Source organism: Quadrisphaera setariae, from assembly GCF_008041935.1.
GTDB lineage: Bacteria > Actinomycetota > Actinomycetes > Actinomycetales > Quadrisphaeraceae > Quadrisphaera > Quadrisphaera setariae.
The window spans coordinates 338,322-359,327 of the sequence record NZ_VKAC01000006.1 but is presented as its reverse complement, the minus strand read 5'-3'; the positions used below and the strand labels follow the sequence as shown (position 1 = coordinate 359,327).

The following is a 21,006-nucleotide window of genomic DNA, read 5'->3' as shown; positions in this document are numbered from 1 at the left end:
CTCGACATGTGGGAGCACGCCTTCTACCTGGACTACAAGAACGTCAAGCCCGACTACGTCAAGGCCTGGTGGAACATCGTCAACTGGGCCGACGTCGCCGCCCGCTTCGAGGCCGCCCGCACCAAGACCTCCGGTCTGGTCGTCCCCGCCTGACGGACTCCCGTCCATGGTCACGGGCGTCCGCCACCCGCAAGGGGTGGCGGACGCCCGTGATCACGCTGAGGGTCGGTCGGGAGGTCCGACGGCGACGACGAGGGCGGTGGCGATGGCCGCCACGCCCTCCCCGCGCCCGGTGAGCCCGAGGGCGTCCGTGGTGGTGCCCGAGACGGACACCGGGGCGCCGCAGGCCGCCGAGAGGGCCTCCTGCGCCTCGGAGCGGCGGCTGCCGACCTTGGGGCGGTTGCCGACCACCTGCACCGCGACGTTGCCTATCTCGTAGCCCGCTGCGCGCACGCGCCGGGCCGCCTCGGCGAGCAGGACGACGCCGGCGGCCCCCGCCCACTCCGGCTCCGCGGTGCCGAAGTGGGCGCCGAGGTCGCCGATGCCGGCGGCGGAGAAGAGGGCGTCGCAGGCGGCGTGCGCCGCGACGTCGGCGTCGGAGTGGCCCGCGAGGCCGCGCTGACCGGGCCAGTCCAGACCGGCGACGCGCAGCGGGCGGTCCGAGCCCTCGGGGGCGAAGGCGTGCACGTCGACCCCGACGCCCACCCGCGGCAGCCCCGGCGTTCCGCTCCCGCTCACAGGGCGCCCTCCTGGGCGAGCACCGCGGAGGCGAGGGCGAGGTCGAGCGGGCGGGTCACCTTGAAGGCCTCCTCACGGCCGGGGACGACGGTCACGGGCGTGCCCAGCAGCTCCACGAGCGAGGCGTCGTCGGTGGCGGCCAGCGCCTGGGGCAGACCGTGCTCGGCGGCGGCGCCGTGCGCCTGCTCGAGGACGTCGCGGCGGAAGCCCTGCGGCGTCTGGACCAGGCGCAGCGAGGCCCTGTCCACGGGTCCGGCCGCCCCGCCAGCACGGGCGGCGACGGCGCGCACGGTGTCGGTGACGGCCACGCCGGGCACGACGGCGGGAGCCCCGGCGCGCACGGCGCGCTCCACCTCGAGCACCTGCTCTGGAGGGGTGAGGCAGCGGGCGGCGTCGTGGACGAGCACCACGTCGACGTCGTCGCCGAGGGCCGCCAGGCCCGCTGCCACGGAGGAGCGGCGGTCGACACCGCCGGCGACGGCGCGCAGCACGACGCCCCCGGCCCCGGGGAGTCCGGAGACGAGGGCGGTCGACTCCTGCTGGCGCCCGTCGGGCACCACGAGGACCAGCTGGTCGCAGACGCCAGCGCGCAGCACGCGCTCCACGGCGTGCACCAGCAGCGGGCGCCCGTCGAGGACGACGAACGCCTTCGGTGACCCCGCCGCCAACCGGGTCCCGGACCCGGCGGCGACGAGGACGCAGGCCGTGCTCAGCTGGCGAGGACCTCGTCGAGGAGGGCCTCGGCGCGGGACTCCTCGGTCTTCTCCGCGAGCGCGAGCTCGGAGACGAGGATCTGGCGCGCCTTCGCGAGCATGCGCTTCTCGCCCGCGGACAGGCCGCGGTCCTGGTCGCGGCGGTAGAGGTCGCGCACGACCTCGGCCACCTTGATGACGTCACCCGAGGCGAGCTTCTCGAGGTTGGCCTTGTAGCGGCGCGACCAGTTGGTCGGCTCCTCGGTGTACGGCTGGCGCAGCACCCCGAACACCCTGTCGACGCCGGCGCTGTCGACGACGTCGCGGACACCCACGAGGTCGCAGTTCTCGGCCGGGACCTCGATGGTCAGGTCTCCCTGGGCGACCTTGAGGCGGAGGTAGAGCTTCTCCTCGCCGCGGATCGTGCGGTTCTTGATCTCTTCGATGAGGGCGGCCCCGTGGTGGGGGTAGACGACCGTCTCGCCGACCTTGAATACCATCAGCAGATCCCCTTTCGCGACCTCGATCCTACCACGGCGCACGGGTGGTCCGGGAGTCCGCGGACCTCGTTCCCGCAGGTCAGGGCCGTGCGAGTGGTCTTGGGGCACGGAGGCGCTCCCCGCCTGCACGCTTGACAGGCGCGCCGCCGGCGTGCTGGGCCGGGCGCGCCGCCGTCTCGCCGGTAGGCTCCGCGGCGTGCACCTCCCACGACGCGCCCTGGCCGCGAGCGCGCTGGCGCTGGCCTCCCTGACCGCCGCCACCGGCTGCACCTACACCAACGCCCAGCAGACCGCGGCGAGCTACGCCCCCGGGGCCGCCGCCGCCGTCTCGCTCGGCACGGTGCACGTGGCCGGCCTGTTCGTCGCCACCAGCGGCGAGGGGGCTCCGGCCTCCCTGGTGGCCCGCATCGTCAACTCCGGCAACGACCCGGTCAGCGTGCGGATAGCCGGCACGGGAGAGTCCTCCTCGCTCTCCGGCACCTTCCAGGTCCAGCCGGCCACCACCTACGACGTCGGACCCGCCGGTGAGCAGACCGTCACGGCATCGTCGTTCTCCACGCCCCCCGGCCAGGTCGTCACGATGGAGGTGACCGCGGACGGCGACACCCAGCAGCTCGCGGTGCCGGTGCTGGACGGGACGCTGGAGCAGTACGCGCAGTACGTGCCCACGGCCACCCCGACGACCACCCCGACCGGGAGCCCCTCCGGGGAGCCCTCGGCCAGCGGGTCCCCGACGCCGCGCGTGACCGGCTCCCCCTCGGCGACGGGCCCCCGCACCGGCTCGCCCTCGACCAGCCCGACCAGCGCCCGCTCGGCCACGGCCGCGCCGGACGGCGAGGCGTCGGAGACCACGAGCGCCTCCCCCTCCGAGGGCTGAGCCGGCGGGTCCCCGCGGTCCTGCCCCTGCGGGGGACGAGGTCGAGGCCCCGGACGCCGTCAGGCGCCCGGGGCCTCGACCTTGTAGCCCAGGCCGCGCACGGTCACGAGGAAGCGCGGGTCCGACGGGTCCTCCTCGACCTTGGCGCGCAGCCGCTTGACGTGGACGTCCAGGGTCTTGGTGTCACCGACGTAGTCCGAGCCCCAGACCCTGTCGATGAGCTGCCCGCGGGTGAGCACACGGCCGGCGTTGCGCAGGAGCAGCTCGAGGAGCTCGAACTCCTTCAGCGGCAGCCGCACCGCCTCGCCGCGCACGGTGACGACGTGCCGGTCGACGTCCATGCGCACCGGACCGACCTCCACGGCGGAAGGCAGGAGGTCCTCGGGCTCGCTGCGGCGGCGGAGCACCGCCCGCACGCGGGCCAGCAGCTCGCGGGCGGAGTAGGGCTTGGTGACGTAGTCGTCGGCGCCCAGCTCCAGCCCGACCACCACGTCGACCTCGGAGTCCTTGGCGGTCAGCATGATCACCGGGACGGCGCTGCGGGTCCGCAGCTGCCGGCAGACCTCGGTGCCGGGCACGCCCGGCAGCATGAGGTCGAGCAGGACGAGGTCGGCCCCGCTCCTGTCGAAGGCGGCCAGCGCGGACGGTCCGTCCGCCGCGACCTCGACCTCGTAGCCCTCCCGCCGCAGCAGGTAGGACAGCGGGTCGCTGAACGACTCCTCGTCCTCGACCAGCAGCACCCTCGTCATCCTGAGAACTCCTCCAGCTCGGTGTCGGCGTCCGCGCGGACGGGGCGCCGCGGAGGTGCCTGCGGCACCCTCAGCGTGAACGTGGAGCCCTGGCCCTCCTGGCTCCACAGCTGCACCTCGCCGCCGTGACCGGCGACGACGTGCTTGACGATGCTCAGGCCCAGCCCGGTGCCGCCGGTCTGGCGGGAGCGGGCGGGGTCGACGCGGTAGAACCTCTCGAAGATCCGCTCCCGGTCCGCGGGCGCGATGCCGATGCCCTGGTCGCTCACGGAGACCTCCACCGCGTCGGCGGCCTCGTCCACGCGGACGCCCACGGCCACGCGGGTGCCCGCGTCGGAGTAGCGGATCGCGTTGTCCACGAGGTTGCGCACAGCGGTGGTCAGCAGCTCAGCGTCACCGACCACCTGGGCGCCGGTGTCCGGTCCTGTCTCCAGGGCGATCCCGCGCGAGCCGGCCGTGGTGCTGCAGCGGTCCACGGCCTCGGCGACGACGGAGTCCACGTCCACGCGGGCGGCGGCGGCCAGGGGCTCGCCGTCCTGCAGGCGCGACAGCTCCACCACGTCGTGGACGAGGACGGCCAGCCGGCGCGCCTCCACGCCCATGCGGGCCGAGAAGCGGCGCACGGCCTCGGGGTCGTCGGCGGCGTCGGCCATCGCCTCGGCCAGCACCGACATGGCGCCCACGGGCGTCTTCAGCTCGTGGCCCACGTTCACCACGAAGTCGCGGCGGACCTGCTCCAGGCGGCGGGCCTCCGTGCGGTCGCTGCCGAGCACCACCACGTGCAGCGGGCCCAGCGGCGCGACCCGCACCGACAGCGCCCGCCGGGCGGTGCCCCCGGCGGGGACGCGCAGGTCGACGTCGACCTCGCGCACCTCCCCGTCAGCACGCACCGCGCGCACCGCCGCCAGCACGTCGGGGTCGGTGACGGCGCCGCGGCGCACGAGGCCCACGGCGTGCGCGGCGGGCGAGGCGCGCACCGCGGCGTCGGAGACGTCCAGCACCACCGCGGGCCCACCGAGCACGGCGAGCAGCTCGGGGACGCCCGCCGGGAGGTCGCCGGGACCGGGGGGCGGCACCGGGTCGACCCTGACGTCGTCGCGGCGGACGGCGAGGGCGACCAGGCAGCCCACGACCAGCCCCAGCAGGGCGGCCGCCACGACGGAGGCCTGCACGTCGGCCAGCGTAGGGCCGCCCGGGTGGCGGTCCGGGCCGCCGGGTGCCCCGCAGGGCCGTGCGGGTGGCTGGTTGGCCGGCTGTTCACCCGGCCACCTGGCGCCGTTCACCGCACCGCGCCAGTCTCAGCGGGTCACACCCGCGCGCGGCTGCGCCGGGCGTCCCCAGCCCCCAGGAGAGAACACCCGTGCGCGACCTCTTCCACTCCGAGCTCGACCAGCTCGCCGAGCGACTGCAGGAGATGTGCGGCCTCGTCGGGGCCGCCATGGGCAGCGCCACCCGCGCCCTCCTCGCGGCCGACCTGCGCCTGGCCGAGAGCGTCATCGCCGCCGACGTCCAGATCGACGAGGCCCAGCGCGAGCTGGACGAGCGCGCCGTCGCCATCCTGGCCCGCCAGGCGCCGGTCGCCACCGACCTGCGCGTGGTGGTCGCCTCCCTGCGCATGAGCTCCAGCCTGGAGCGCATGGGCGACCTCGCCCGCCACATCGCCCTGCTGGCGCGCCTGCGCTACCCGAACACCGCCATCCCGGGCGACCTCGAGCTGGTCTTCGCGGAGATGGGCGCCACCGCCCAGCGGATCGCCTCCAAGGCCGGGCGCGTCATCGCCACCCGCGACCTCGCGCTGGCCGCGGAGCTCGCCAAGGACGACGACGCCCTCGACGACCTGCACCGCCAGGTCTTCGCGGCCGTCTCGGGCGAGGGCTGGAGCGCCTCGCCGGAGACCACCGCCGACGTGACCCTCGCCAGCCGCTTCTTCGAGCGCTACGGGGACCACGCGGTCTCCCTGGCCCGCCGGATCAGCTACCTGGTCACCGGCGACGTCGACGCCCCCCTCGACCCGGTCGTCACCACCGACTGACGCGGCTCGCCCGGACGAGCAGGGCCCGGCACGCACGAGACCCCCGGCCGGTGCGGCCGGGGGTCTCGTGCGTCGTGCGGGCGCGGAGCGCGCCCGCGTCTCAGCGGCCCTGGTTGGCGACGGCAGCGGCGGCGGTCGCCGCGGCCTCCGGGTCGAGGTAGCGGCCACCGGGGGTGGTGGGGCGCAGCTCGGCGTCGAGGTCGTAGTGCAGCGGGATGCCGGTGGGGATGTTGAGACCGGCGATGTCGGCGTCGGAGATCCCGTCGAGGTGCTTGACCAGCGCGCGCAGGGAGTTGCCGTGAGCGGCGAGCAGCACGGTCTTCCCGGCCTGCAGGTCGGGCACCACGGACTCGTGCCAGTACGGCAGCATGCGGTCCACGACGTCGGCGAGGCACTCGGTCAGCGGCGCGTCCGCCCCCAGGTCCGCGTAGCGGGGGTCGGCGTCCTGGCTGAACTCCGAGCCGCGCTCGATCGGCGGCGGCGGCACGTCGTAGGAGCGGCGCCAGGTCATGAACTGCTCCTCGCCGAACTCGGCGAGGGTCTGCTTCTTGTCCTTGCCCTGCAGGGCGCCGTAGTGGCGCTCGTTGAGGCGCCAGCTGCGGCGCACCGGGATCCAGTGGCGGTCGGCGGCGTCCAGGGCCAGGTGCGCCGTGGTGATGGCGCGGCGCAGCAGGGAGGTGTGGACGACGTCGGGCAGCAGACCCGACTCGGCCAGCAGCTCTCCGCCGCGCGCGGCCTCGGCGCGGCCCTTCTCCGACAGCGGGACGTCGACCCACCCCGTGAAGAGGTTCAGGGCGTTCCACTCGCTCTCGCCGTGGCGCAGCAGCAGCAGGGTGCTCATGGGCGCGACCCTAGCCGGGCCGCTGGGGACGGGGTCGGGCCCTCGTCCCGGACCGGTCAGGCGCAGCTGCGCCGGCGGCGCTCGAGCGCCGCGACGTAGCTGCGCAGCACCCCCTCGGCGCTGGCGCCCCAGCCGAAGCGCTCGGCGTGGGCCCGCGCCCCGCCCGCGAGCCGCTCCCGCTCGCCGGGGTCGGCGGCGAGGCGCTGCAGGGCCTCGGCCCACGCGCGCGGGTCGTGCCCGTCGACGAGCACGCCGGAGGTGCCGTCGGCCACAGCCGTGACCAGCCCGCCCACGCGCGCCGCCACCACCGGTGTGCCGCACGCCTGCGCCTCCAGGGCCACCAGCCCGAACGACTCGTTGTAGCTCGGCACCGCCACGAGGTCGGCGGCACGGAACCACTCGGGCAGGCGGTCGCGGGAGGCGGGCGGCTCGAACCTCACCACGTCGGGCACGCCCGGCACGCCCGCGAGCCCCAGGGTGCGCGCCAGGCCCTCGAGGTCCTGGGCGTGGCCCCCCACGCCGGACCTGCCGCCCACCACGGCCACCACGAGCCGGTGGCGCAGGGCGGCGCCCTCGCGGCGCAGCAGCTCGGCCGCGGCGCGCAGCAGCACGTCAGGGGCCTTCAGGGGCTGCACGCGACCGGCGAACACCATGACGAGCGCTTCGGGCGGCAGTCCCAGCAGCGCGCGGGCGGCGCCCCGCCCGCGGTCCTCGCCGGCCCCCGGGGAGAACCGGAGCAGGTCCACCCCCGGCGGCACCACGTCCACCCGCTCGGGCGCCGCGCCGTAGCGCTCCACGAGGTCGCGGGCCTCGTCGTCCGTGTTGGCGATGAGCCGGTCGGCCGCGGCCACCACCTGTTCCTCACCGATGACGCGGGAGGCCGGCTCGGGCAGGTCTCCCGCGGCGAGGTGGGCGTTCTTGACCTTGGCCAGCGTGTGGGCGGTGTGCACCAGCGGCACGCCCCAGCGGTCAGCGGCGAGGTCGGCCACCTGCCCGGACAGCCAGTAGTGGGAGTGCACGAGGTCGTACCAGCCGGCGTCGCGTCGCGCCTCGGTGCGCAGCACCCCCGCAGCGAAGGTGCACATCTGCGCGGGCAGGTCCTCCTTGGCCAGGCCCTCGAACGGCCCGGCGGGCACGTGGCGGACCAGCACGCCGGGCGCCAGCTCCACCTCGGGCGGGGCCGCGGAGGAGCGGGCGCGGGTGAAGACCTCCACCTCGGTGCCGCGGCGGGCCAGCTCGCAGGCGAGCTCGACCACGTAGACGTTGAGCCCTCCCGCGTCTCCGGTGCCGGGCTGGTCCAGCGGTGAGGTGTGCATGCTGACCATCGCCACGCGCCGGGGCGGTGCGCCGGCCGCGGCGCGCTGGCGGCTGCGGCGGGAGGGCACGCCGCGACGGTACCCACGCGCGGCTCCCGCGCCCAACCGGTCGAGCCCGACCGGACCACCCCGCGCGCACCCCTGCCCGTCGCAGCTCGTCGGCCACCCCCTGGCAGCATGCGTGCGCGTGCCAGCCTCGCCCGCCCCGCGGCGCCCGGTGGGCAGGCCCACCCGCGGCACCACGGGCACCAACCGGCTGCGGCGCCTCGACAGGTGGCTCGTCGGACCCGGGGCCTCGCTGCTGCGCTCCGCGGACGACCCCCTCGTGGTCGACCTCGGCTACGGCGCCTCCCACACGACCACCGCGGAGCTGGCCGCGCGCCTGCGGGTGGTGCGCCCCGACGTGGACGTGGTGGGGCTCGAGATCGACCCCGAGCGCGTGAGCGCCGCCACCGAGGGGCTGCGGCGCGCCGGCCTGGCCGGGACGGGCGTGCGCTTCGCCGTCGGCGGCTTCGAGCTGGGGGCCCCGGGGGTGCTGGGCGGGCGGCGGCCGGTGGTGGTGCGCGCGGCCAACGTGCTGCGCCAGTACCCGGTCGAGGAGGTGGGGCCCGCCTGGCGGCTCGTGGCGTCGCGGCTGGCGCCGGGGGGCCTGCTCCTGGACGCCACGTGCGACGAGGTCGGGCGGCGGGCCGCCTGGGTCGTCGTCGACGACGACGGCGCGCCGCGCTCTCTGGTGCTGTCGCTGCGCCTCGCCGGTCTGGAGCGCCCGGGGGCGGTGGCCGAGCGCCTGCCCAAGGCGCTCATCGAGCGGAACGTGCCGGGTGAGCCGGTGCACGCGTGGCTCGCGGCGCTGGACGACGCGTGGGCCAGGGAGGCGCCGCTGGCGGTGTTCGGGGCGCGGCAGCGGTTCGCCGCCGCGGTGGCCCGCGTGCGGGAGGCGGGGTGGCCCGTGCAGGGGCGCCCCGCGAGGTGGCGGCTCGGCGAGGTGGCCGTGGCCGCCGCGTCCGTCGGCCTGTAGCTCAGGCGCCGGCATCGGCGCCGGGGGTCACCAGCCGCCGTACGGCCCGTTCGAGGTGCGGCCGCCGGGGCCCTGCACCGAGCGCAGCGCCGGGAGGACGCTCACGAGGAAGATCGCGGCGATCGCGACGGCGATGATCGACAGGAAGCCGAGCGGGTTGCCCAGCGAGACGAAGCCGACGGCCGCGCCGACCGCGGTGAGCGTCACCCACAGCACCTTGGTCTGCTTCCCGGCCGCCGGGTAGGCGTCCTTGCGGAACCTGATGGCCTGGACCAGTGCCCAGACCTCCAGGCCGAGCGCGGCGACGCCGAGCACGAGGAGGATGAAGCCCTGACCGGAGGCGATGAGGTCCACCACCCGATCGTAGGTGGAGCGGTGGTGCGACCTACCCGGGTGAGCGCGTGTCGAGCAGGATCGTGATCGGACCGTCGTTCACCAGCTCCACCGCCATGTCGGCTCCGAAGACCCCCGTGCCGACCCTCAGGCCGCGCTCGCGCAGCGCCTCGACCACGGCGGCGACCAGCGGCTCGGCGACGTCGCCGCGGGCCGCCCCCGCCCACGTGGGGCGCCGCCCCTTGCGGGTGTCGGCGAGCAGCGTGAACTGGCTGACCACGATGACGGGGGCGCCGGCGTCGACGGCGGACAGCTCTCCGCGCAGCACCCGCAGGTCGGCCACCTTGCGGGCCACCTGGGCGGCGTCGTCCGGCCCGTCGTCGACCGAGACCCCCACGAGCACCACGAGACCGGGGCCGTCGAGGGCGGCCACCTCCTCGCCGTCCACCACCACGCGCCCCGAGGAGGCGCGCTGCACCACCGCCCTCACCGCTGGACGCCCCCGCTCACAGCAGGCCCTCCGGCAGGGCCCGCGCCGCCGGCGGCGGCGCCGCGGGCAGCGGGTCGGGCAGCAGCGCGCGGACCGCGCCCACCGGGCGGCCGTGCCCGAGCACCGGCACCCGCCCGAGCTCGTCGAGCGCGGGCGCCGTGACGTCGAGCAGCCTCAGCAGGGCGACCACCACCGCCGGGCGGGGGCGGTCGGAGCCGTCGAGCACCTTCAGCGCCGCTCCGCGGCCGTCGGGGAGGCCGACGGCGTACACGCCGTCCGCGCCGTCCTTGGCCACGAGACCGGGGACGGCCGCCATGAGCGCCGTCACGTCGCGCCCCGTGCCGCCGACCATCTCGGGGTGGCTGCTCATGGCGCGGGCGACCGCCGCCTCGGCGCTGCCGGGCGCCCGCTCGGGCGCCGCGGCGATGCGGCCGAAGGCCTTCGCCAGGCCCGACAGGGGCAGCGAGTGCAGCGGCGCTCCGCACCCGTCCACGGTGGTCAGGTTGTGGGCGCTCGAGCCCAGGTCCGCCACCGTCGCCCGGACCTGGCGCTGGAGCGGGTGCCCGACGTCGAGGTAGGTGCCGGTGTCCCAGCCCGCGGCCACGCAGGCGGCGAGCATCGCCGCGTGCTTGCCGGAGCAGTTCTGCGCCAGCGGCTGCGGGCCGTTGCCGGCAGCGCGCCAGGCCGCGGACGCCTCGGCGCCGTAGGGCAGGTCGGGGGTGCCGCGCAGCGCCGAGGGTCCCAGCCCCGCACCGGCGAGGAGCTCCAGCACGCCGTCGAGGTGGCGCTGCTCGCCGCTGTGGCTGGAGCAGGCCAGCGCGAGCAGGCGGCGGGACCGGTCGTCGTCACCGGCGAGGTCGAGGCCCGCCTGCAGCGCCGCGACGGCCTGCAGCGGCTTGAGGCTGGAACGCGGCCAGACCCGGGCGTGCGGGTCCCCGAGACCCGCGACGGCCTCGCCGTCGGGTCCGGTGACCGCGAGGTGGCCCAGGTGCACCGACTCCACCAGGGGGCCCCGCACCACGGCGGCGAGCGGCACGGCGAGACCGGCGAGCGAGAGGTCCAGCGTCGGCGTCACCGGGGCAGCATCGCCGATCGGGCGCGCGGCGGTGACGGCGGGCCGTCTGTGGTGGAGAGTTCGGGGGGTGGCGCGCGAGGGATCACGGCGGGCGCCGGCGGCAGCGGCCGCCGGCGCCGTGCTGGCGGCCGCCGCCGTGGTGGCCGGTGCCACCGCAGTGGCCCTGCTGCCGGCACCGACGGCGGTCGACGTGCTCGCCGCGGTGCAGCTGGCCGGGGTGGTGGGCGTGCTCGCCGGGGTGGTGCGCAACCAGCCGGCGCGACCCGTCGTGTGGCTGGTGCTGCTCGGGGCGGCGGTGCTCTACGGCGCCGCGTGGTGGGCCGTGGTGCTGGACGCCGGAGCCGTGGTGGTGGCGCTGGCGTGCACCGGGGCCTTCCTGGCCCTCGGACGCGTGGTGGCGCTCGTGGGGCGCCAGCGGGAGCAGGACGCCGCCGTGGACGCGGTGGACGTGTCCCTGCTGGCCATCGCCGCGGCCTCCTCGTCGCTGACGCTCGTCTCGGTGCTCCACAGCGACTCCCGCGGCGCCGGCGCGACGGCGGAGGCGTGGCTCGCCGCGCAGGCCGCCGGGGTGGTGGTGGTCGCGGCGGCCGCCGCCTGGGCCGTGGTCACGGGCCGCCTGCGCTCCCCCGCCGTCCGGCTGCTGCTGGTGGTGGCGGCGGGGCTGCTGGTGTGGCACGTGTCGACCATCGCCGCTGCGCTGGGCGACGGGTACGCGCCCGGCTCCCCCGCGGACGCCGCGCTCGTGGTGGCGTGGTCGGGTTTCGTCGCCGCGGCGTGGCACCCCTCGATGCGCGCCCTGGGGCGGCCCGTCGCGCCGTCGGGTCGCCGCTTCCCCGCCACGCTGGCGGTGCTCGGCGCGGGCGTCACGCTCGTGGTGCTGCCGGGCCTGTCCCGGTGGAGCGCCGCCCGGGAGCCGACGCCGGTGCTCGTGGCGGCGTCGGCGGCCACCGTGGCTCTGCTCGCGCTGCGCCAGTGGCTGTCGGCGCGCGGCGTCCGCCGCAGCGCCGGGGTGGACCCGCTCACCGGCCTGGGCACCCGCCGCTCCCTGCTCCAGGCGCTCGCCGGCCGCCTGGCCGACCCCAGCAGCCCCCCGGCCCTGCTGTGCGTGGTGGACCTCGAGGCCTTCGCGGACGTCAACGCCACCCGCGGCCACGCCGCCGGTGACGAGGCGCTGGCAGCGGTGGCGGAGCGCCTGGAGCGCGCCGCGCCCTCCGGGTCCCGCGCCTACCGCACCAGCGGCGACGGGTTCGCCGTGCTGGCCCCCGCCGGCGACGCGCCCGGCACCAGCGCCCCCTCCGGAGCGGGTGGAGGCGAGGACGCTGCGCCGTCGGCCGCACCGTCCACCACCGCGCAGGACCTCCTGGACGCGCTCACCCAGCCGTTCGAGGTCCCCGGTGGCCAGGTGCGCCTGCGCGGACGCGTCGGGGAGGTCCTGCTGCCGGGCCGGCCCCTCGAGGACCCGGACGACGCCGCCGCCGTCGCCATGGCCGCCACCGCCCAGCTGGGTGACGCCGAGCTGGCGCTCGCCGAGGCCGTGCGCCGCCGGGTGCCGTCGCTGCGCGCCACGCCCCACCTGCTGGCCGTCCGCCACGACGAGCGCCTGCTCGCGGCGCGGCTCCCCGCCGCGCTGGAGGGCGGGGAGGTCGTCCCGCACTACCAGCCGATCGTGCGCCTGGGCGCCGCTCGCGACGACGACCGCGTCTCGGGCCACGAGGCGCTGGCGCGCTGGCAGCACCCCGAGCGCGGCACCCTCGGCGCGGACCGCCTCGTGCCGCTGGCCGAGCGGCTGGGCGTGGTCCGCGACGTCGACGAGGCGGTGCTGCGCCTGGCCCTGGTGGAGTGCGCCCGCTGGCGCTCCGACGCGGCACCGGACCTGACCGTCTCCGTCAACGCCTCCGCCAGCACCCTCCTGCGCCCCGACCTGACCACCGCGGTCCTGGACGCGCTCGCGGGGGCCCGCGTGCCCGGCACGGCCCTGGTGCTGGAGATCACCGAGGGCTCGTGGCTGTCCGACCGGGAGCGCATCGCGGAGCGGCTCGCCGTGCTGAGGGAGCACGGGGTGCGGGTGGCGGTGGACGACTTCGGGACCGGCTACGCCTCGCTGGACTACCTCGTCAGCTTCCCGGTGGACTCGCTCAAGGTGGACAGGTCGCTGGTGCGGCGCATCGAGGAGCCGGCCTGCGCCAGGCTGCTCGGAGGGGTGGTGGACATCGCGCGCGACCTGGGGGTGCTGGCGCTCGCCGAGGGCGTCGACACCCCGGCGCAGGTCGAGCTGGCCCGCGGGCTCGGCTTCGGCGCCGTGCAGGGCCACGCCGTGGGCGTGGCGGTGCCGTCACCGCAGGCGGTGGACCCCCCGCTGGCCGAGACGGCCTCCTGAGCCGGCACCCGGTCGACCGGCGGGCGGTGGGTCAGCCGAGGCGCAGGCGGCGCCCCAGCTCCTCGGTGAGCTGGCCCTCGACCTGCTGGACCCGGCGGCGCGTGGTGGAGAGCCGCTGCTCGATGCCACGGAGGTGGTCGATGGCGTCGGCGAGGGCGGGGTCCGACAGCTCGGACGGGGCGCTGGTGCGCACGTCGGCGACGGCCAGCTCCGCCTCGCGGCGGTGCTCGCCGATGCGGCTGGGCTCCACCGACAGGAACCTGCCGATGCCGCGGGTGCTGCGCGTGTCGTCGGCGAGGATGCGCGACAGCGCCTCGGCCAGCTCGGCGTCGCTGCGGGCACCACCGCGCCCCGGCGAGGGCCGCTCTCCGGTGCGGTGCGCCCGCTCGGCCTCGAGGAGGTCGAGGCGCCCCTGCAGCAGCCGGCGGACGTAGGAGAGGTCCGCCTCCTCCTGCTGGGCGTCCTCGCGGCGGGCGCGCAGCAGCGCCTCGTCCACCGCGGTCAGGTCGTCGCAGAACGCCGGGTCGAGCACGTGGTCGAGCCGTCGGCGCCCACCAGGCCGGTAGTCCAGCGTCATGCACCGAGAGTAGCCGCGCGGCAGGTCACAGGAAGGTGCTTCGCCGCGGCGTGCCCGGGCCGACGCGCCGGAGCCCCGGCGAGCCGGGTCCCGACGCGCCGCGTGTCCTCTCGCCGCAGAGCGGTCGGGACCCCACCATTCCGGGATGACACCGTGGCAGCGCGGCCCCGGAGCCGAACCGGGTGACCTGTTCCTCGACCCCGCCCTCCCCGACCCCGAGCGGGTCGCCGTCTCGTGCGGCGCGTGGACGGCGGAGGCGACGCACGTCTGGACGGGGGTCGGGTGGGCCCGGCTCCTCACGAGTCCCGTCCGGCTGGTGCCGGGCGCTGCGGCGCTCGCCCCCGGCGGTGCGCCCCTGCACGACCCGCGCGTGGTGGTGGAGCTCCCCCGGCTGGCGTCCTGACGCCCGGCTGCGCCGCTGTCAGTCGACGCGGCGCAGCCGCGCTGACAGGCGCGGGTGCAGCTGCTCGGTGGAGCTGGCGACGTCGAGCACCCACAGCAGGTCTCCCTCGACCTGCCCGAAGGTGCGCTTGCCGGCGGTGTAGTCGCTAGCGCCGGACGTGCGGACCACCGCGTCCGTGACCATCTCGACGCGCGTGCCGAGCACGCGACCGACGAGCACCTCCACCACGCCGGTGGGGTGGGCCAGCAGCAGCTCGACGTCGACCCCGGGCTTCCCGGGGGAGGACTGCTCCGCGGACGTGCGCCAGTAGCCGGTCTCGGTGTCGAGGGGGTCGGTGCGCCGTCCCTCGGCGTCGAGGCGCCACACGCGGGACGTCCACGAGAGGAAGCCGCGCTCGTCAGCGACGACGTCGACCTCCTGGCCCACCTGGGCCTCGCCCGTCTCGGGGGTGGCGATGACCCCGGCGCCCGCCCAGCGGCCGACGAGCCACTGCAGGGGGACCAGGGACGCGGGCAGGGAGCCGTCGATCTCCAGAGGCACGGTGGGGCTCCTCAGCGCTGGCCCTTGAAGAGCCTGAAGACGACGTAGAAGGAGAACCAGATGATCACGATGCTGCTCAGGACGAGCAGGCACAGGTAGAAGATCTCCAAGGCCTCGGTGCTCACTCGGCGAGACTACCGGCGGCGCGCGCTCGCGCCGCCCGCAGGAGGTCGCGGCGCGGCGAGCGGGAGTGCGATCTGCGACACGTCGGTGGGCACGCACACCGCCTCCCGCACTCTGCGTCAACGACTGCTTACTCTCAGCGAGAAGTCGTGGTCGGAGCCGGAGAGCGGGGTGGCGGGCGTGGACGTCCTGGTGGTGGCTGGCGCGTGGGCGCTGGGGTCGGTCGCGGTGAGCCTCGCGGTGGGTGCTGTCGTCTCCCGCGCGCAGGGACCCTCCGAGGCCCGCGCGACCCAGGGGCCTCGCCCGTCGGTGCCCGTGCTGGCGCTGGCCGTGGCCGCACGCCACGAGGACGCCCCCCGCGCGCTGGCCCTTCCGGCTCCGCGGACCTCGGCGGAGCGGCTCTCCCCCACCGCCTGAACCCCTGCGGGGCCGCCGGGCTTCAGGCGAGCGGGCGCCGCGGGGTCGCCAGCTGCGGCCGCGCGTGGGCCGGTGCGGTGTCGGGGTCGACGACGACCTCCTGCGCCGCCGCCACGCCGTCCACCACGAGGCGCGCGTCCACCGGGGTGCTGCGCTTCACCAGCGCCAGGGCGACGGGCCCCAGCTCGTGGTGCCGCACGGCGCTCGTGAGGTGCCCGACGGCGCGGCCGCGGTCGACGTCCACCACCTCCGCCCCGGGCGCGGGCAGCGCGGCCCCGGAACCGTCGAGGTGCAGCGCCACCAGGCGGCGCGGCGGGCGCCCCAGGTTGTGCACCTTCGCCACCGTCTCCTGGCCCCGGTAGCAGCCCTTCGACAGGTGCACGCCCGTGCGCAGCCAGTCGACCTCGTGCGGGATGGTCCGCTCGTCGGTCTCCGCCCCCAGGCGCGGTCGCCACGCGGCCACGCGCAGCGCCTCGGAGGCCCACGTGCCGGCCAGCGGCCGGTCGCCGACGGCCGCCACGAGCTCGGCGCGCGGCACGAGCACCTCGCGCCAGGGGCGGTCGGCGCCGGGGTGCTCGTCGTCGGCGGGGCCGTAGCGGGTGGACGACGGCGACGTGCGGGGCCACGGGTCCACCCACGCCAGCGGCTCCCCCGGCAGCGACTCGCGGCCCACGGGCTCTCCGAGCACGGCCCAGTCGTCGGTGACGTCGACGACCTCCACGCGCAGCATGAAGCGCATCGAGTCGAGCCACGCCGCGGCCGGGGCGCCCTCGCCCGGCTCGAGCACCAGCCAGGTGGCCTCGCCGTCGTCGACGACGTGGAGCGCGTGCTCGACGCGGCCCTCCGGGCTGAGGAGCAGCGACTCCACCGAGGTCCGCGGCGGCAGGTCCGTGAGGCGCTGGGAGGTGAGGGAGTCGAGCCAGCGGAGCCGGTCCGGGCCGGAGACCCTCACCACGCTGCGGTGGGACAGGTCGACGACGGCGAGCCCCTGCTCGAGCAGCCGCTGCTCGCGCACGGGGTCTCCGTAGTGCCAGGCGACGCCCGCGTCGACACCGCCGCGCTCAGCGCCGCCCTCGACGGCTCCGGGGCGGTCCAGCAGGGGGCTGCGTCGGGTGCTGCTCACGCCGTGTGCAGCGCTGCGCGCGGCCCGCTGCTTCCCGCCGCAGCCGTCCTCGTCGGCCTCGTCACGGCCGCGGACGTCACGGGCCGACGTCCGCGGCGGTGGTGAGGAAGGGCGGGAAGTCCTCGGCAAGGGCCACGCGCTCGAAGAGCGCTCCCGCCTCACGGGCGCGCGCCGCGCCCGCGGCGTCGTCGCCAGCGGCGGCGACCAGCCCGTCGACGACGGCGGCGAGCTCGTCGCGGACGCGGTCGGCGGTGACGGGGGCGCCGTCCTCGGTGACCGCGCCCGCGCGCACCCACTGCCACACCTGCGACCGGCTGATCTCCGCCGTCGCGGCGTCCTCCATGAGGCCGTCGATGGCGACGGCGCCCCGGCCGTCCAGCCAGGCGGCCAGGTAGCGCACGCCCACCGACACGTTGGTGGCCAGGCCCGCAGAGGTCACCCGGCCGGCCGCGTCCGGCAGGTCCAGGAGCAGCTCCGCGCTGACCTGCGGGCGCTCGTCGGCGTGGGCGGCCAGCTGGTCCGGCGCCTCGCCGAGCACCGCGTCGAAGGCCGCGCGACCGGTCGCCACGAGGTCCGGGTGGGCCACCCACGAGCCGTCGAAGCCGTCACCGGCCTCGCGCTCCTTGTCGGCGGCGACGGCGGCCAGCGCCCGGGCAGCGGCCTCGGCGTCCTTGCGGCTCGGCACGGCCGCCGCCATGCCGCCGATGGCGTGCGCACCGCGGCGGTGGCAGGTGCGGACCAGGGCCCGCGCGTAGGCGCGCATGAACGGGGTGGTCATGGTGAGGGCCGACCTGTCGGGCAGCACGAAGCCGGGACCCGCGTCTCGGAACGTCTTGATGGTGCTGAACAGGTAGTCCCAGCGGCCGGCGTTGAGGCCCGTGGCGTGGGGCGCGAGCGCGTGCAGCACCTCCTCCATCTCGAAGGCGGCCGTGATCGTCTCGATGAGCACCGTCACGCGCACGGTGCCCTCGGGCAGACCCAGGTGCGCCTCGGCGTCGGCGAGGACGTCGTGCCACAGCGCCGCCTCCGAGGCGTGCTCGAGCTTGGGCAGGTACAGGTAGGGACCGGAGCCGCGGGCGATGAGCTCGGCGGCGTTGCCGTCCAGGAAGAGCGCCGCGTCGAGCAGGGAGCCCGAGACGGGCTCCCCGTCCACGAGGACGTGCGCCTCGTCCATGTGCCAGCCGCGCGGGCGGACCACCAGGGTGGCGAGGCGGCCCTGCTCGGGCAGGGCCCAGGGGGTGCCGTCGCCGGTGGTGCCCGACAGGGTCCGGCGGACCACGTCGCGCAGCACCACCTGGGAGCCGACCACGTTGCGCCAGTGCGGGGTGGAGGAGTCCTCCAGGTCGGCCATCCACACCAGCGCCCCGGAGGTGAGGGCGTTGAACGCCATGCGCGGCTCGGCCGGGCCGGTGATCTCCACGCGGCGGTCGGCGAGGTCAGCAGGTGCGGGCGGGAGCCGCCAGACACCCTCGCGCACGGACGCGGTGCGGGGGTCGAGCGCCAGGGAGCCGGCGGCCGAGGCGGCGCGGCGCAGGTCCTCCCGCGCGGAGAGCAGGGCGCGGCGGCGGCCGTCGTGGCGGCGGTGGAGCTCGGCGAGCAGCGAGAGCGCCGAGGGGGTCAGCACCTGCGCGGCGCGCGGGTGGGCCGGCCCGGCGTGCTCCACGACCACGCCGTCGGGCAGCTGCGCGGGCTCGGCGGGCACGGGGCCGGAGGGGTCGCTGGCGGTGCTGGGGGCCACCCGCGGACGCTACCGCCCGGTGGTCCTCGGTGGGACGGTCGCCGCGGAGCGCGCGGGTGCCGCGTTCTGGCGCGCCGAGGGGTCGAGGGCCATCTGCAGGAGCCGGACCAGGATGAAGGCCGCCAGCACCAGCAGGAGGAGAGGCAGGACGTCCACGCCTCGACGGTGGCAGACGCGTGGTCCGCGAGCCCGGCGACACGCCGGGAGCACCAGCCGCCGCTCCGGGCGCGTCCCCCGGACGGGCAGCACGGCAGCAGGGCCAGCGCGGGCGGCCGTCAGCCCAGCAGCACGGGACCGAGCAGGCCCACCACGGCCCCGGCGGCGGCCACCGGGGCCGCAGCGCGACCGAGGGAGGGCAGGGCCCGCGAGGCGGGCGCCAGCGGCGCCAGGACCAGCACCACCAGCGCCACCACCGCCCCCAGGGCGGCGCCCAGCGCCGCACCGGGCCCGGCGGCCGCCCCCGCCAGCACCGCTCCCCCCGCGCCCGCGGCGGCCCCGGCGACCACCGAGGCGAGCACCCCCGGGGGCCGCGGGACGGGCAGCGCCGCCGCCAGAGCCGCGGCGGCGACCGCGGCCGCCGCCGCGCTCGTGACCGCCACCGACGACGCCGCGTCCGCGGCGGCGGCCACCCAGCCGCTCGCCAGCCCGGCGAGGAGCAGCCCGGTGACCGCCCCGCCCAGCCCGTCGACCACGCGGGGGCGCAGGTCGCGGCGCAGCATCTGGTGGGCGAAGGCTCCCAGGACGGCGACGGCCAGCACGGCGGGCAGCGGGCGCAGGGGCTCGTGGCCGTCGTCCAGCAGCGCGGTGGCGGTGGTGGCGACCACGGCGAGCACGCCGGTGGCGCCCACCACCGCTGCGCTGCCGCGGGGGCTGGGCAGCAGGAGCAGCCCGGGCCAGCCCAGGGCCAGGGCCACCACCACGAGCACCGCCGCACCCGCGGCCGGGACGGTCCCCGCCAGGCCGGCGAGCGCCAGCAGGCCGGCCAGGCCCGCGGCGACGAGCGCCGAGCGGGCGGACGGTGTGGCTCGCCGCGGGGGTGTCACCCCCGGATCGTCCCACCGAGGGTGACATGCGCCGGACCGTGGCGGCGAGAGGCTCCCGTCACCTATCGTTCACCTCGTCGTAGCGACGTCGCACCGGCGCGACGGTTGATCGCGGCGGTGGGACCCGTCCCGGACCCGGAGGACGCCGTGGCCCAGCTCCTGCTGCTGACGAACGCGCTCGCCCCATCTGCCGAGGTGCTGCCCGCCCTCGGCCTGCTCGCCCACTCGGTGCGGGTGCTCCCCGCCGAGCCCGCCGCCCTCGTCGACGCCCCACCGGCTGACGCCGTGCTGGTCGACGCCCGCCGGGAGCTCGTGGCGGCGCGGTCGCTCGCGCGGCTGCTGCGCACCACCGGCGTGAGCTGCCCGCTGTTCCTCGTGCTCACCGAGGGCGGGCTGGCCGCCGTCGCCGCCGACTGGGGCGCCGACGACGTGCTGCTCGACACCGCCGGCCCGGCCGAGTTCGAGGCGCGGCTCCGCCTGGCCGTGGGGCGCGCCGCGCTCGCGGAGGCGGGTGACGACGCCCCCGAGGAGATCCGCGCCGGCGACGTGGTCATCGACGAGTCGACGTACACCGCGAAGGTGCGCGGGCGCTCGCTGGACCTCACCTACAAGGAGTTCGAGCTCCTCAAGTACCTGGCGCAGCACCCGGGCCGCGTGTTCAGCCGCGCTCAGCTGCTGCAGGAGGTCTGGGGCTACGACTACTTCGGCGGCACGCGCACGGTGGACGTCCACGTGAGGCGCCTGCGCGCCAAGCTCGGACCCGAGCACGAGCAGCTCATCGGCACCGTGCGCAACGTCGGCTACCGCTTCGTGCCCGCGACCCGCGAGCGGCGCGAGCTCGACCTGCGCCCCGGCTCCGAGGTCACCGACGACGACGGGGCCGTCGCCGAGCGCTGAGCGCCCGCGGCTCCCGAGGCCGACGGGCGGGCCGCCACCGCGAGCCGCCCGCGCGGCCGGCCCCTAGCCTGCGGGGGTGCCCGACGCCGCCCGCGCCGCCGGGGCCCTGCCCCCCGGCGCACTCCCCATCCGTGCGCTGCCCTCCCTGTCCGCCGGCGAGGCCGCCGCCGTGGAGGCCCTCGTGGAGCGCGCCGCCGCGGTCGACGGCGGCCACCCGCTGTCCGAGGCGTCGCTGCTGGCGCTGCGCGAGCCGGCGCCGGCGGCGCAGCACGCGCTGCTCGTCTCCGCCGGGCCGGCGGACGGTCCGGCGGGCAGCGGCGCCGGGCCGGACGCCCCGCTCGTCGTCGTCGGCTACGCCCAGCTGCCGCTCGAGGGCGCAGCGGAGCTGCTGGTGGACCCGGCGGCGCGACGCAGGGGGCTGGGCTCGCTGCTCGCCGAGCAGCTCGAGCTGCTCGCCGACGGGTCAGGGCCGTCAGAGCCGTCAGAGCTGGTGGTGTGGGCGCACGGCGGGTCCGCGGCGGCCGCGGCCCTGGCCCGGCGCCGGGGCTACGGACCGGTGCGCGAGCTGCAGCACCGGCGCCGCCCGCTGGGGCCGGACGCCCCGCTGCCGCCGCTGGAGCTGCCGGACGACGTCGCCCTGCGCGCCTTCGAGGTAGGACGTGACGAACAGGCGTGGCTGGACCTCAACGCCCGCGCCTTCGCCAGCCACCCCGAGCAGGGCCGCTGGACCGCCGCCGACCTCGCCGCGCGCCAGGCGGAGCCCTGGTTCGACCCGGCCGGGCTGCTGCTGGCCGTCGACGCGCAGCGGGGCCGCCTGCTCGCCTCGCACTGGACCAAGGTGGAGGGGTCCGCCGGCCACCGGGCGGGCGAGGTCTACGTGGTGGCCGTGGACCCCGCGGCCCAGGGCCGCGGCCTCGGCACGGCGGTGGTGCTGGCGGGGCTGCACCACCTCGACACCGCCGGCTGCGCCTCCGCGGAGCTGTACGTGGAGGCCGACAACGCGGCGGCGCTGCGGCTGTACGAGCGCCTCGGCTTCGAGCTCGACACGTCAGACGTGCTGTACCGGCGGGGCGCCGCGGCGCCGGGGGTGGGCTGAGAGGATGGTGG

The 21,006-nt window shown here is 77.2% G+C and carries 25 protein-coding genes; 9 read left to right on the top strand and 16 right to left on the bottom strand.

Annotated elements, in window-relative coordinates; all coding sequences use genetic code 11:
* On the top strand, positions 1-153 hold a 153-nt coding region (locus FMM08_RS12350; RefSeq protein WP_304653985.1), incomplete at its 5' end, for a Fe-Mn family superoxide dismutase.
* Positions 154-213: 60 nt separating this feature from the next.
* On the opposite strand, the gene ispF is transcribed toward FMM08_RS12350, so the two are convergent.
* The 3 genes from ispF to FMM08_RS12335 are packed head-to-tail and all read right to left on the bottom strand — an operon-like array spanning position 214 to position 1,930.
* Positions 214-738, bottom strand: coding sequence for a 2-C-methyl-D-erythritol 2,4-cyclodiphosphate synthase (gene ispF / locus FMM08_RS12345; protein WP_147926630.1), 525 nt, complete (start codon positions 736-738; stop codon positions 214-216).
* Positions 735-1,451, bottom strand: a complete 717-nt coding sequence (ispD, locus tag FMM08_RS12340; protein WP_147926629.1) for a 2-C-methyl-D-erythritol 4-phosphate cytidylyltransferase — start codon at positions 1,449-1,451, stop codon at positions 735-737. The genes ispF and ispD overlap by 4 nt, the downstream gene beginning before the upstream one ends.
* Positions 1,448-1,930, bottom strand: coding sequence for a CarD family transcriptional regulator (locus FMM08_RS12335; protein ID WP_147926628.1), 483 nt, complete (start codon positions 1,928-1,930; stop codon positions 1,448-1,450). The genes ispD and FMM08_RS12335 overlap by 4 nt, the downstream gene beginning before the upstream one ends.
* A gap of 196 nt (positions 1,931-2,126) precedes the next feature.
* On the opposite strand from FMM08_RS12335, the gene FMM08_RS12330 reads away from it, so the two are divergent.
* The gene (locus FMM08_RS12330; RefSeq protein WP_147926627.1) at positions 2,127-2,807 is read left to right on the top strand and encodes a hypothetical protein; all 681 of its coding nucleotides are present in this window, start codon (positions 2,127-2,129) and stop codon (positions 2,805-2,807) included.
* A gap of 59 nt (positions 2,808-2,866) precedes the next feature.
* On the opposite strand, the gene FMM08_RS12325 is transcribed toward FMM08_RS12330, so the two are convergent.
* Positions 2,867-3,556 (bottom strand): response regulator, encoded by a 690-nt coding sequence (locus tag FMM08_RS12325; RefSeq protein ID WP_147926626.1) that lies wholly within the window; start codon positions 3,554-3,556, stop codon positions 2,867-2,869.
* Positions 3,553-4,728, bottom strand: a complete 1,176-nt coding sequence (locus tag FMM08_RS12320) for a sensor histidine kinase (protein WP_222710697.1) — start codon at positions 4,726-4,728, stop codon at positions 3,553-3,555. Before FMM08_RS12320 ends, FMM08_RS12325 begins: the two co-directional genes overlap by 4 nt.
* A gap of 188 nt (positions 4,729-4,916) precedes the next feature.
* Between FMM08_RS12320 and phoU the strand changes: the two genes are divergently transcribed.
* Positions 4,917-5,588 carry a phosphate signaling complex protein PhoU gene (phoU, locus tag FMM08_RS12315; protein ID WP_147926625.1) on the top strand — a complete coding sequence of 224 codons (672 nt, stop codon included), beginning with the start codon at positions 4,917-4,919 and terminating at the stop codon, positions 5,586-5,588.
* 100 nt (positions 5,589-5,688) lie between these two features.
* Here the strand turns inward: phoU and FMM08_RS12310 are convergent, their stop codons facing one another.
* Together FMM08_RS12310 and mshA are read right to left on the bottom strand one after the other, a co-directional pair.
* Positions 5,689-6,429: a phosphoglyceromutase gene (locus FMM08_RS12310; RefSeq protein ID WP_147926624.1), complete on the bottom strand. Its 741-nt coding sequence runs from the start codon at positions 6,427-6,429 to the stop codon at positions 5,689-5,691.
* Positions 6,430-6,485: 56 nt separating this feature from the next.
* Positions 6,486-7,754, bottom strand: a complete 1,269-nt coding sequence (gene mshA, locus FMM08_RS12305; RefSeq protein ID WP_147926688.1) for a D-inositol-3-phosphate glycosyltransferase — start codon at positions 7,752-7,754, stop codon at positions 6,486-6,488.
* Between the two features lie 178 nt (positions 7,755-7,932).
* Here mshA and FMM08_RS12300 point away from each other — a divergent pair, with 178 nt between their 5' ends.
* A complete protein-coding gene (locus FMM08_RS12300; protein ID WP_255472328.1) occupies positions 7,933-8,763 on the top strand; it encodes a class I SAM-dependent methyltransferase in 831 nt (276 codons plus the stop codon).
* A gap of 27 nt (positions 8,764-8,790) precedes the next feature.
* Here the strand turns inward: FMM08_RS12300 and FMM08_RS12295 are convergent, their stop codons facing one another.
* From FMM08_RS12295 to FMM08_RS12285, 3 genes are read right to left on the bottom strand one after another with little or no spacing between them, the layout of a single operon-like run.
* The gene (locus FMM08_RS12295; protein ID WP_147926623.1) at positions 8,791-9,117 is read right to left on the bottom strand and encodes a DUF2516 family protein; all 327 of its coding nucleotides are present in this window, start codon (positions 9,115-9,117) and stop codon (positions 8,791-8,793) included.
* A gap of 31 nt (positions 9,118-9,148) precedes the next feature.
* Positions 9,149-9,586: a D-aminoacyl-tRNA deacylase gene (dtd, locus tag FMM08_RS12290; protein ID WP_147926622.1), complete on the bottom strand. Its 438-nt coding sequence runs from the start codon at positions 9,584-9,586 to the stop codon at positions 9,149-9,151.
* Between the two features lie 16 nt (positions 9,587-9,602).
* Entirely contained in the window at positions 9,603-10,661 is a 1,059-nt protein-coding gene (locus tag FMM08_RS12285; protein ID WP_222710696.1) for an asparaginase, read from the bottom strand.
* A 67-nt stretch (positions 10,662-10,728) separates the two neighbouring features.
* On the opposite strand from FMM08_RS12285, the gene FMM08_RS23960 reads away from it, so the two are divergent.
* Complete coding sequence (locus FMM08_RS23960; protein WP_147926620.1) at positions 10,729-13,038, top strand: putative bifunctional diguanylate cyclase/phosphodiesterase; 2,310 nt, start codon at positions 10,729-10,731, stop codon at positions 13,036-13,038.
* 31 nt (positions 13,039-13,069) lie between these two features.
* Here FMM08_RS23960 and FMM08_RS12275 read toward each other — a convergent pair whose 3' ends face one another.
* Positions 13,070-13,615: an RsiG family protein gene (locus FMM08_RS12275; RefSeq protein ID WP_147926619.1), complete on the bottom strand. Its 546-nt coding sequence runs from the start codon at positions 13,613-13,615 to the stop codon at positions 13,070-13,072.
* 145 nt (positions 13,616-13,760) lie between these two features.
* On the opposite strand from FMM08_RS12275, the gene FMM08_RS12270 reads away from it, so the two are divergent.
* Entirely contained in the window at positions 13,761-14,018 is a 258-nt protein-coding gene (locus FMM08_RS12270; protein ID WP_147926618.1) for a hypothetical protein, read from the top strand.
* An 18-nt stretch (positions 14,019-14,036) separates the two neighbouring features.
* Here FMM08_RS12270 and FMM08_RS12265 read toward each other — a convergent pair whose 3' ends face one another.
* Positions 14,037-14,558, bottom strand: a complete 522-nt coding sequence (locus tag FMM08_RS12265; RefSeq protein WP_147926617.1) for a heme-binding beta-barrel domain-containing protein — start codon at positions 14,556-14,558, stop codon at positions 14,037-14,039.
* 294 nt (positions 14,559-14,852) lie between these two features.
* On the opposite strand from FMM08_RS12265, the gene FMM08_RS12260 reads away from it, so the two are divergent.
* Entirely contained in the window at positions 14,853-15,098 is a 246-nt protein-coding gene (locus tag FMM08_RS12260; RefSeq protein WP_147926616.1) for a hypothetical protein, read from the top strand.
* 22 nt (positions 15,099-15,120) lie between these two features.
* Here the strand turns inward: FMM08_RS12260 and ygfZ are convergent, their stop codons facing one another.
* From ygfZ to FMM08_RS12245, 4 genes are all read right to left on the bottom strand, one after another.
* Positions 15,121-16,221, bottom strand: a complete 1,101-nt coding sequence (gene ygfZ, locus FMM08_RS12255; protein WP_147926615.1) for a CAF17-like 4Fe-4S cluster assembly/insertion protein YgfZ — start codon at positions 16,219-16,221, stop codon at positions 15,121-15,123.
* A gap of 76 nt (positions 16,222-16,297) precedes the next feature.
* Entirely contained in the window at positions 16,298-17,959 is a 1,662-nt protein-coding gene (aceB, locus tag FMM08_RS12250; protein ID WP_255472326.1) for a malate synthase A, read from the bottom strand.
* Between the two features lie 9 nt (positions 17,960-17,968).
* Positions 17,969-18,115: a hypothetical protein gene (locus FMM08_RS23030; protein WP_187279720.1), complete on the bottom strand. Its 147-nt coding sequence runs from the start codon at positions 18,113-18,115 to the stop codon at positions 17,969-17,971.
* A 119-nt stretch (positions 18,116-18,234) separates the two neighbouring features.
* Positions 18,235-19,002 (bottom strand): hypothetical protein, encoded by a 768-nt coding sequence (locus FMM08_RS12245; RefSeq protein ID WP_147926614.1) that lies wholly within the window; start codon positions 19,000-19,002, stop codon positions 18,235-18,237.
* A gap of 147 nt (positions 19,003-19,149) precedes the next feature.
* Here FMM08_RS12245 and FMM08_RS12240 point away from each other — a divergent pair, with 147 nt between their 5' ends.
* Both FMM08_RS12240 and mshD read left to right on the top strand, forming a co-directional pair.
* The gene (locus FMM08_RS12240; RefSeq protein ID WP_147926685.1) at positions 19,150-19,899 is read left to right on the top strand and encodes a winged helix-turn-helix transcriptional regulator; all 750 of its coding nucleotides are present in this window, start codon (positions 19,150-19,152) and stop codon (positions 19,897-19,899) included.
* Between the two features lie 76 nt (positions 19,900-19,975).
* Positions 19,976-20,995, top strand: coding sequence for a mycothiol synthase (gene mshD / locus FMM08_RS12235; RefSeq protein WP_222710695.1), 1,020 nt, complete (start codon positions 19,976-19,978; stop codon positions 20,993-20,995).
* Positions 20,996-21,006: the final 11 nt, after the last annotated feature.